Here is a 10,462-nt window from a genome sequence, read left to right as displayed (position 1 = left end):
AATTGCGAAAATTTTCGCGCTCTTTAGTCCTCTTCAGAGGACTTTAACTATGAGACAGGGATTTACAATCCCTGGCGGACGTGAGGTTTCGCGTTAAGTTGACACCAATGAGCAATGCTGTGCCCCTACGACAGATGTGGTTCAAACACATGAGAACTGCTGTATAGCCGTAGCCACATAGGTTAGGACATTTTGAAAACCCCAAGGCTAGGAATAGTAATACTTTTACCTCCTGCCTCCTGCTATAAACCTTTAATTTGACGATAAAAATTGCGATCTGTCTATATGTTCTTTGAGACAAACGGTAGTATCATTGCATCCAGATGATACCGTAATTTTGTCTAGATATAGAATTCTATCGTCCTGTCAACGGTAGATTATTTCTGAAAGGAGTTTGCTGCAATGTCCACAAAACCAACTACTCGATTAATTTTGGAGACTTTACTCCCCCATCTCAAAGTAGCAGCAGCCTATGCCAATGTTCTTCAACCAAAAATTGCTGCACTTCCTGCCAAAGAACAAGGAAACAACTTTTTTAGTGCTGCACTTACTGATGCAGATGTGGCTATTCAAAATTTAGTAGAAGTAGTATTACTGGGCACTTTCCCAGATATTCGCTTTTATGGTGAAGAATATGAAAGTTCTAATAATACCAAATATTTTCGTGCTACCGACCTCGGTTCAGAAGGTGATTACTTAGTAACACTTGACCCGATTGATGGCACGAAGTTTTATATGGATGGACATTCTAATTACCAAATTATTCTCAGTATTCTAAATTCGGATGACTTTGAAGCAGTAATTGCCATTTCCCCTGCTCAAAACATTTATTTTTATGCCATTCGAGGCGAAGGTGCTTTTAAAGGGACGCTGGAGATGAACTTAGAAGCCTGTGCCCCATTACAGATAATATCCGCCAAACCTTCTATTTTGTTGGGATGGGGAATGAATGCGATCGCACCTTTACTAAAAGATCGATATCAAGTACTCGATATAGCAACTGATTACTCTAGTGATATTCAGATTCCCAATCTCAATGGTATTTTCAGTGGTGACTTGAGTGGAGCAGTAATCAAATCAGGCAAATTTATTGATGGTGCTGCACTCGCTTTTATTGCAAGAGAGGCTGGCTGGATTGTAACTACTCTAGACGGTTCGACTTTACCGCCACTGCATACTTGTCAAAACTATAGCTTACCTGGATTGATAGTAGCTGCTTCAAAATCTGTTCATCAAGACTTGCTGTTAGCAATGCAAAGCCTAGCTGCCTGCTAGTGAGTGCTGAGTAATGAGTAATGAGTAATGAGTAATGAGTTTTATCTCGTTCATATGTTGAGTCTCTGACTCAATGAATGCATTCCCAGTCGGAGACTGGGAACGAGGAAATGCTTATCAAGCTAGGTTTTTAGGACTTGTGTGTACACCGTAGCCACTTTAAGGTGGGAAACTCACTACTTGGAACTGAACTGGATACCGTCTTCCACGATCTATATTTTTTCGACACAATGAAAATCTGTATTGTTGGTGCGGGTGCGATTGGTGGATATTTAGGGGCAAAACTGGCACTGGCAGGTGAAGCAGTGACCGTGATTGCACGTGGTTCTCATTTGGAAGCAATTCAAAAAAAAGGACTAAAGTTGCTCATGGCAGATGGTTCTAGCCAAATTGCTACTCCATCTTTGGCCACTAGTGATATCCAGTCAGCGGGGCCACAAGATGTAGTAATTTTAACTGTCAAGGCTCACAGTGTACCTGCGATCGCACCTTTTCTCCCTGCACTCTATGATGCTAACACGATGGTGGTAACAGCCCAAAATGGCGTTCCTTGGTGGTACTTTCGTCAACATGGCGGTGAGTATGAAGGTACGCGGATTCAATCTGTTGACCCAGATGGGATTATTGAAGCTAGTATCGGTGCTGAACGCGCTATTGGTTGTGTGGTTTACCCGGCAACTGAGATAGTTGAACCAGGTGTAATTAAACATATTGAAGGCGATCGCTTTACTCTCGGTGAAATCGACGGCACTAAAACCGAACGCATTCAATTATTGGCACAAACTTTAAAACAGGCAGGATTCAAAGCACCAATCCGTAATCAAATTCGCACGGAAATTTGGATCAAATTGTGGGGTAATGTGGCATTTAATCCCATCAGTGCCCTGACTGGTGCGACTTTAGAGGATATTTGTCGCTATCCCCTCACTCGTGAACTAGCGCGACAGATGATGATTGAAACTCAAGCGATCGCAGAAAACTTGGGTATAAAGTTTGGCATCACTTTGGAACAGCGAATTAATGGGGCAGAAAATGTTGGTGCCCACAAAACCTCAATGCTACAAGATATTGAAGCCGGACGCTCCACGGAGATAGATGCTATTGTTGGCGCGGTGGCAGAATTGGGAAAACTCACTCAAATCCCCACACCTTATATTGATGCTATTTATGCCAGCGTCAAGCTGCTGGAGGCGACTAAATTAAAATACTGAAATTGACTAACCTTAGTGCAGGGTTAGCGAATGTGCGTAGCCTGATTACGAATTAGATTGCGGTGATTTGGCGATCGCAGCCCAAACTCTATGATGAACTTCAAGAATTTGTGTAGGATATTTTGCTTCGAGTAATTTTGCCAATTCCTGGTCAAATACTTCTACCTTTTCTGTTGTCAAACTAGCTCCCACGCCAGCGCTAGCACGAATTCGTCCCCGCCAAGCCTCGTGTGTATAAGGTACAAATACATCGTAAGAAAATGTGCGGATTTCTCTAAATCCTCCTTCGCCAATATCTTGTAACCACAAAGGATACAAGCCATTACCACCGCCCAGATTCCATGCTGGATTGTGAGCTTTGATCAGTTGTTCTGTTGCTTCAACTACATTACCTTTTAAGGGTATCCAATCAAAATGAGCGATCGCGATCGAGCCATTTCCTTTCAAGATGCGAGTAATTTCCTGGACGACACGCGGACGATCAAACCAATGCCAACACTGTCCGGCTGTGACAACATCTGCACTTGCATCTGGTAACTCGGTATTCTCGGCAGTTGCAAGTCGATAATCTACTTTGAGTTGAGCAGATTCGCTTAACTGTCTGGCTTGTTCTAAAAGTGACACTGATGGATCGATGCCAATTACATAAGCACCTCTATCAGCAAAGCCCCGCGCTAGTGTTCCTGTTCCTGTGCCGAGGTCAACAATATTCTGCCCTGGTAAACCTATACCATATTCAGACAGTTTGTTGAATAATGAACTGGGGAAGCCAGCCCGGTGTTTTGCATAATCAGTAGCAGTTGCACCAAAATCAATTTTCATACCTTCAAAACTATTTTTGTAACAATTGTCTAGGCTAGAAGTTCTCTACCCACGGAGGTAGTTCTACTTCAGAAATTCAATTTTCCATCACTGAAGATAACTGTGAATTGCCCTTAGTGGGAGTTTGACCAATTTGCAGTACACAAACTGCGGCAATCAGACAGAGAACGCCTGATAAAATAAATGCTTGTAAATAACTACCTGTCCAAGTTCTCAAGACTCCGGCTCCAAACGCTGCTGTGGCTGCACCAAGCTGGTGTCCGGCGACAATCCAACCGAACATCACGCCGACATTTTCTTTACCGAAGACGTTGGCAACCAGACGGACTGTTGGTGGTACGGTGGCAATCCAATCAAGTCCGTAGAAGACGGCGAAAATGGAAAGTCCATAGAAGGAAAAGTTGAAACTGAAGGGCAAGAAAATTAAAGATAAACCCCGCAGTCCGTAGTACCAACACAATAAGTAACGATTGTTCCAGCGGTCAGATAGCCAACCGGACATAGTAGTTCCGAAAAAATCGAATAGTCCCATGATTGCCAAAAGTCCAGCAGCCTTGACTTCCGGGATACCATGGTCAATACAAGCAGGAATTAGATGAGTTCCAATTAACCCATTTGTGCTTGCACCACAGATAAAAAAGCTACCAGATAACAGCCAGAAGTCTCGATTACGCATTCCCAACCAGAGGGCGTTAAGAGTGGAAGCGATGGAATTGACTTTGGGCGGTAACACTTCCACAGTTTCGCGGTTGTCGCCAAAGGGTCGCAAACCGACATCCGCCGGACGATCGCGCATAAAGACTGCGATCGCTGGAATAATTAAAAGTGCTGCACCAGTCAAACCTAGAGCCGCAGTTCGCCAGCCAAAGCGATCGGCGACTGAAGCCAGCATAGGTAAAAAAACTAGTTGCCCCGTAGCTGTACTGGCGGTTAAGATGCCCAGAACTAGACCCCGCTTTTCCAAAAACCAGCGATTGACGACAATAGCACCCAAAACCAGGGCGATAACTCCGCTACCAGAACCGACTACTACACCCCACAGCAAGACTAGCTGCCAAGATGCTGACATCAAAGTTGTTAAACCGACACCAAGGGCAATGACAGCAAGGGAAAACGCCATCATCCGCCGAATGCCGATCCGCTCCATAACTGTGGCAGCAAAAGGGCCAATTAATCCGTAGAGTACTAAGTTAATAGAGATTGCCAAAGATATAGTCGCTCTACTCCAGCCAAACTCCTGTTCGAGAGGCACTATAAAAACTCCAGGAGCAGAGCGAATTCCGGCTGCTACCAGCAAGGCTAAAAATGTTAAACCTGCAACGATCCAGCCATAGTGAAAAGAACGACGCGCTAGGAAGGAGGCTAGGGACATGAGTGGGGACTGGGGATTGGGGATTGGGGACTGGGGACTGGGGATTGGGGATTGGGGATTGGGGAGTAGTAGTCTGTCAATCAATAATTGATAGTTGACATCCTCCCCACCCTACTTCGTAGAGGGTGGGGATTCCAAAGATCGCTCTTTAGGTTTCCTCTTTCCACGAGTTGATTTGCTTGAAGGAGTTTCCTCACCCAAGTATTGATCAGTCTCTCCGGAGGCGTTAGTTCCGACGTGACCCGCCGTACTTAATCCATGAGCTAATATGTTCCGTGCCGCATTCCAATCCCGGTCTTGGGTGTGTCCACAATGAGGACAAACATGAGTTCTGGTACTAAGAGTCTTTTTGACAACTTCACCACAATTCGAGCAGTTTTGACTGGTGTAGTGGGGCGGGACGGCAACAGTTACCACACCAAACACCTTACCGAAAAACTTAACCCACTCACGAAACAGTGACCAAGAAACGTCACTAATCGATTTAGCTAAACGGTGATTCTTGACCATATTCCGCACCTGCAAATCTTCATACGCCACGAGGTCGTTAGACCTCACCACGCACCTTGCTGTCTTAACAGCAAAGTCTTGACGCTGGCGACTTACTTTGAGGTGAAGACGAGCAAGTTTATTTCTAAACTTAATTCTGTTTTGAGAACCTTTTTTAGTCTTAGACATCCGGCGTTGCAACCGCTTCAAAGACTTCTCGCTCTTGCGAAGATGTCTAGGATTAGCGACTGTATCCCCGTTACTATCGGTGTAGAAGTGGTTCAAACCAACATCAATACCAATAGTTTTACCCGTTGGCTCTCGCCTTTCTATTCGCTCTTGGTCAATGCAAAATTGGCAATAATAGCCATCTGCACGACGTACAACCCGCACTCTTTTAAACTGTTTAAGTTGGTAGAAATGCAGGTCACGGGTTCCCCAGAGTTTGAAAGTTCCCGCTTTAAATCCATCGCTAAAAGTGATGTGTCTGTGGTCATCAGAAAGTCGCCACCCACAGGTTTTGTACTCAACAGAACCGTGGGTTTGTTCCTTCTTGAACTTTGGAAATCCCTTTTTTCCAGGTTTACCTTTTTTGCAGTTATCAAAAAACCGAGCAATCGCAGACCACGCTCTTTCAGCACTGGACTGTCTTGCCATTGAGTTCAGCTTCGATACCCAAGGAAACTCAATACTGGCTGCAAGTACAGCGCAAAATTTATTTAGGTCATAGCGTCCAATGCCCTTATTGTCCATCCAGTATCTAAGGCAACTATTACGCACAAAACGAGCAGTTCTGATTGCTTCATCAAGCGCTCGATACTGCGAGTCTTGTCCATCAAGTTTTGCCTCGAATACGAGCATTTATGTCTAACTTTGGCACATAAAAAATATATCATGATTGTTAAAAACTTAGCTACTATGCAGATTCTATTTCGCTAACGCTCAATATCAATCCGCATAGTGCTGAGTTTTTAACCGCTTTACATCCCCCGCCTACGAGACGTTGAGGCGGGGGTCTTACAGCGATTCGATAAATTCCTTGTAGAGACGGCGATTTATCGCGTCTCTCTAACTCTCTAACTATTGCCCAATGCCCCATTCCCAATTTAGGATCGTGGATTTAATAACCTGTGTAGGTTGGGTTGAGTCTGCGAAACCCAACATCTCTGAGGCGTTGGGTTTCGTGCCTCAACTCAACCTACAAAAGTCGATGTTATTTAATTCTCATTCCTTAGGAAAATTTACCCTGCATAAGGATTACCGATTCTATCCACAGAGACATTAGAGGAGAATGGCAGACGACCGGGATTTAAGCGTGGTTCGGCTGCATAACCAACAGGAACAACAACAGCGATCGCTAAATCTGGATTATCCCCAGCCCCAATTACTTGCTTTACCTGATCCTCAATCCAACCGTTCATAAAACAAGTGGATAATCCCAAACTTTCTGCCGCTAAAACCAAATGGGTAGCGGCAATGATGGCATCTTTGATGGCATATTCACGTCGCTTGTCGCCTAGCCCAGCTTGAAATTGCGGGATGGAGGTTTTAAAGTAGTTTACCGTCTTTTCATTCCATGCTCCAGTCTGGAGTCCCTGCTCCAGAATCGGGGTCAAGTCTTGTTCGCCTGCGTTAGGATCGGCCGCAAACACAAAGGTTACAGGTGCTTGAACAATTTGCTGTTGATTCCACGATGCTGCTGCTAGTGCTGCCTTTTGCGCCTCATCTTGCACGAGAATAATTTGCCAGTCTTGGATATTAAAGCTGCTGGGCGCTGCCACGGTCAACTCTACCAGTTGCTTGAGTAGTTCTGGGGCGATAGGGTCTGTTTTAAAAGTTTTGATGGAACGACGTTTAGCGATCGCACTCGGTACATCTAAAGGTTGGGTTTGGGTGATAGGACTCATGAGATTCTCCTGATAGTTGAGTTATGACCAAATAATTCGTAATTCATAATTAGGATACAAGCCAATATATTTATTCATGAAACAAAAATAAAAATTATTTCTTGTTTCCGAACAAACAACTTGGCTACACCCACATAAGGCACAGCCATAAAGTCATAATTACGAATTACGAATTACGTTAGCGCAGCGTTAGCGACGTAGGAGCGTCATTACGCCTTAGCTACCGCCTCATTAGCAGCCGACCAAAATGGGTAATCTGTATATCCTTCTTCACCGCCACCATAAAAGGTTGCTTGATTTGGCTCATTGAGTGGTGCATTCAAAGCCAAGCGTCGGGGTAAATCGGGATTTGATATAAATAATGTGCCAAAGGCAACTAAATCTGCTGCTTTGTTTGCCAGTACCGCATCGCCTTTTTCACGGGTATAACCACCATTGACGATGAGTGTACCTGTAAAGCGATCGCGTATGTGACTAGTAGGTACAATTATCCCGCCATGTCTAATGTCTGCTTCTGTGGCTTCATAAAGATGCAGATATGCCAAATTAAACTGGTTCAATGCTTGAGCCGCATAACCGAATGTCTCCAGGGGATTGGAATCACCCATATCGTTAAAAGTTCCACTGGGAGAAAAACGTACTCCTACCCGATTAGAATCCCAGACACTAGTTACTGCCTCCGTCACCTCCAACAAGAATCGAGTCCGATTCTCAATGGAACCCCCATATTTATCTGTACGTTGATTGGTGCGATCGCGGAGAAACTGATCTATTAAATAACCATTAGCTGAGTGAATTTCCACTCCATCAAACCCAGCCGCTAGAGCATTTGCCGCTCCCTGACGGTACTGTTCTACTATCTGGGGTATTTCTGAAGTTTCTAAAGCACGGGGAGTTACAAAGGGTTTTGGCCCTTCATAGGTTGCAGCTTCACCTTTAGGAGCGATCGCAGAAGGTGCCACAGGTAAAGCTCCATTCGGTTGTAAGTCTGGGTGAGAAATTCTGCCTACATGCCATAGTTGCAGAAAAATTCTTCCTCCCTCCTGATGTACAGCATCAGTTACTAACTTCCATCCTTCCACCTGTTCTGATGAATGAATTCCTGGTGTAGCGGGATAGCCTTGTCCTTCAGGAGTTACCTGGGTTGCTTCCGCAATAATCAGTCCAGCGGAAGCACGTTGAGCGTAGTAAGTAGCATTCAGTTCGTATGGGACGTTTCCCTGACTTGCCCTGTTTCGGGTTAAGGGTGCCATCACTATCCGGTTAGGTAGTTCTAGATTCCCTAATTGGTAAGAAGAAAATAAGTTGATATCAGTTGTCATTGGTTATATCTCCTTGGTTATTTGTCATTTGTCATTTGTCATTGGGCATAGTTATTCCCCCAGTCCCCAGTCCCTAGTCCCCAGTCCCTAGTCCCCAGTCCCTAGTCCCCAGTCCCCAGTCCCCAGTCCCCAGTCCCCAGTAACTAAACAATCGACCGAATCACGCCACCATCTACCCGCAAAGCTGCACCATTCGTTGCTGATGCTAGGGGACTAGAAAGATAAACTACGATCGCTGCTACTTCTTCATTAGTTGCAAAGCGTTTGATTAAGGAACTTGGACGCACATTTTGGAAAAACTCAGCCTCAACTTCCGTTGGACTGATACCACGTTCCTGCGCCAATTTGGTGATAAATTCTTCAACGCCCTCTGAGCGGGTTGGCCCCGGTAGGACTGAGTTTACCGTGACTCCAGTCCCGATAGTCATTTCTGCTAGACCTCGCGCAATGGCTAGTTGCGCTGTCTTAGTTGTGCCATAGTGAATCATTTCTACTGGGATCTGAATAGCAGATTCACTGGAGATAAAAATTATCCGCCCCCAGTTTTGCTCTAGCTGCTTTCGCAGATATTGCCGACTCAAACGGACTCCACTGAGGACGTTAACCTCAAAGATATTTAACCAGTCTTCATCAGTAATATCAAAGAAGGTTTTTGGCTCATAAATACCAACATTGTTTATGAGGATATCAACGTGAGGAACCTCTTGAAAGAGTTTCTCTACCCCTGATGCGGTGGCTGCGTCAGCAACAACACCAGAAACTTTCGCGTCTGGTATACCTTGCTGAATTTTAGCGATCGCTTGGGTTACTCTTTCTTCAGACCGACCGTTGATAATTACTGATGCACCTTCTTGAGCTAGCCCAAGAGCGATCGCAAAACCAATACCTGCGGTTGAGCCACTCACCAGTGCGGATTTACCCTGTAATTTCAAATCCATTTCGCTCTTTCCCCGTTAGTTGAAACAGAATGAGCAGGGGACTGGGGAGCCGAGGGGCAGAGGGGCAGAGGGGCAGAGGAGCAAATGTCCGATACCCAATGCCCAATGCCCAATTCCCTATGCCCTATGCCCTTAACTTAAATTAAAGATGCTGTGCTAAGGTCTTATTCAAGGTGGTTTTTGGGACTGCCCCTACGACAGTATCGACCTGGCGACCTCCTTTAAAAACCATCAGTGTCGGAATGCTGCGAATTCCATAATGGCTGGCAACAGTAGGATTTTGATCTGTGTTCAGCTTCACAAATTTTACCTGTCCTTCGTATTCAGCAGCAACTTCATCGACGACTGGGCCGACCATCCGGCAAGGGCCGCACCACGGTGCCCAAAAGTCCACTAAGACCGGAATTTCACTTTCCAAAACTTCTTGCTTGAATGTGGCTTCTGTGACGTTTGTAATGGATGACATAAATTGCCTTCCTAGTTAATTCTATAATTCGATAATATCGAATTATAAAAATATATGCCACCTGATGAGATAATGCAACTATGAGATTCCTTTATCATCCAGATAGAAAAAATATTTCTTTACCGGGCGTGTTATATGCATTGGGCGATCCGGTGCGGCTAGAGATTGTGCGGCTGTTGGCGACTGAGGGGGAACAATGCTGTGCGAGGTTTGATTTTGCGATCGCTAAGTCTACCATGTCCAATCACTTCAAGATTTTGCGGGAGTCGGGGATGGTCTTTACACGGAAAGAAGGGACACAGCACATTAACATCCTGCGGCGTGAAGATTTAGAGATGCTGTTTCCAGGGTTGCTGGATGCGGTATTGAAAGCCGCTCAACCATTGCCTGTTGTCCCTGCGAGTGCGAAACAAACAGCTTCAAGGATTTAGGGCATTGGGCATGGGGCATTGGGCATGGGGCATGGGGCATTGGGCATTGGGCAGAATAGTTCCGAGTTCCGTTAGCGGGGCGTTTAGTCAGTTCTGAATAAAAATGTAAGATTCCCCACTCAGCACCGAAGCGCTGTTTCAATCCCTAATAGGGATTTTGTTGAATTGCAATTCTTGCAACTTCACAAGTTGTTGATTAACAGTTGATGTTTCAATCCCTAATAACTCA

The 10,462-nt window shown here is 45.1% G+C and carries 10 protein-coding genes; 3 read left to right on the top strand and 7 right to left on the bottom strand.

Annotation, left to right across the window (positions count from 1 at the left end; genetic code table 11):
- Positions 1-402 precede the first annotated feature (402 nt).
- Positions 403-1,275 (top strand): inositol monophosphatase family protein, encoded by an 873-nt coding sequence (locus RRG12_RS40575; protein WP_420763091.1) that lies wholly within the window; start codon positions 403-405, stop codon positions 1,273-1,275.
- 230 nt (positions 1,276-1,505) lie between these two features.
- On the top strand, positions 1,506-2,486 hold the full coding sequence (locus RRG12_RS40570) for a 2-dehydropantoate 2-reductase (RefSeq protein ID WP_420763090.1): 981 nt from the start codon (positions 1,506-1,508) through the stop codon (positions 2,484-2,486).
- A gap of 45 nt (positions 2,487-2,531) precedes the next feature.
- On the opposite strand, the gene RRG12_RS40565 is transcribed toward RRG12_RS40570, so the two are convergent.
- From RRG12_RS40565 to trxA, 7 genes are all read right to left on the bottom strand, one after another.
- Positions 2,532-3,308, bottom strand: coding sequence for a class I SAM-dependent methyltransferase (locus tag RRG12_RS40565; protein ID WP_420763089.1), 777 nt, complete (start codon positions 3,306-3,308; stop codon positions 2,532-2,534).
- Positions 3,309-3,384: 76 nt separating this feature from the next.
- Positions 3,385-4,680 (bottom strand): MFS transporter, encoded by a 1,296-nt coding sequence (locus RRG12_RS40560; RefSeq protein WP_420763088.1) that lies wholly within the window; start codon positions 4,678-4,680, stop codon positions 3,385-3,387.
- Positions 4,681-4,791: 111 nt separating this feature from the next.
- A complete protein-coding gene (locus RRG12_RS40555; protein WP_420763087.1) occupies positions 4,792-6,030 on the bottom strand; it encodes an RNA-guided endonuclease InsQ/TnpB family protein in 1,239 nt (412 codons plus the stop codon).
- A 380-nt stretch (positions 6,031-6,410) separates the two neighbouring features.
- Positions 6,411-7,076, bottom strand: a complete 666-nt coding sequence (locus RRG12_RS40550; protein WP_069069633.1) for a nitroreductase family protein — start codon at positions 7,074-7,076, stop codon at positions 6,411-6,413.
- A 209-nt stretch (positions 7,077-7,285) separates the two neighbouring features.
- Positions 7,286-8,398: an alkene reductase gene (locus tag RRG12_RS40545; RefSeq protein WP_069069632.1), complete on the bottom strand. Its 1,113-nt coding sequence runs from the start codon at positions 8,396-8,398 to the stop codon at positions 7,286-7,288.
- Positions 8,399-8,541: 143 nt separating this feature from the next.
- Positions 8,542-9,336 carry an SDR family NAD(P)-dependent oxidoreductase gene (locus RRG12_RS40540; RefSeq protein WP_420763086.1) on the bottom strand — a complete coding sequence of 265 codons (795 nt, stop codon included), beginning with the start codon at positions 9,334-9,336 and terminating at the stop codon, positions 8,542-8,544.
- Positions 9,337-9,478: 142 nt separating this feature from the next.
- On the bottom strand, positions 9,479-9,802 hold the full coding sequence (trxA, locus tag RRG12_RS40535) for a thioredoxin (protein ID WP_012412473.1): 324 nt from the start codon (positions 9,800-9,802) through the stop codon (positions 9,479-9,481).
- Between the two features lie 80 nt (positions 9,803-9,882).
- Here trxA and RRG12_RS40530 point away from each other — a divergent pair, with 80 nt between their 5' ends.
- The gene (locus tag RRG12_RS40530; protein WP_069069630.1) at positions 9,883-10,233 is read left to right on the top strand and encodes an ArsR/SmtB family transcription factor; all 351 of its coding nucleotides are present in this window, start codon (positions 9,883-9,885) and stop codon (positions 10,231-10,233) included.
- Positions 10,234-10,462: the final 229 nt, after the last annotated feature.

Source organism: Nostoc sp. CALU 546 (assembly GCF_048836525.1).
This window is presented reverse-complemented; position numbering and strand designations above follow the sequence as displayed.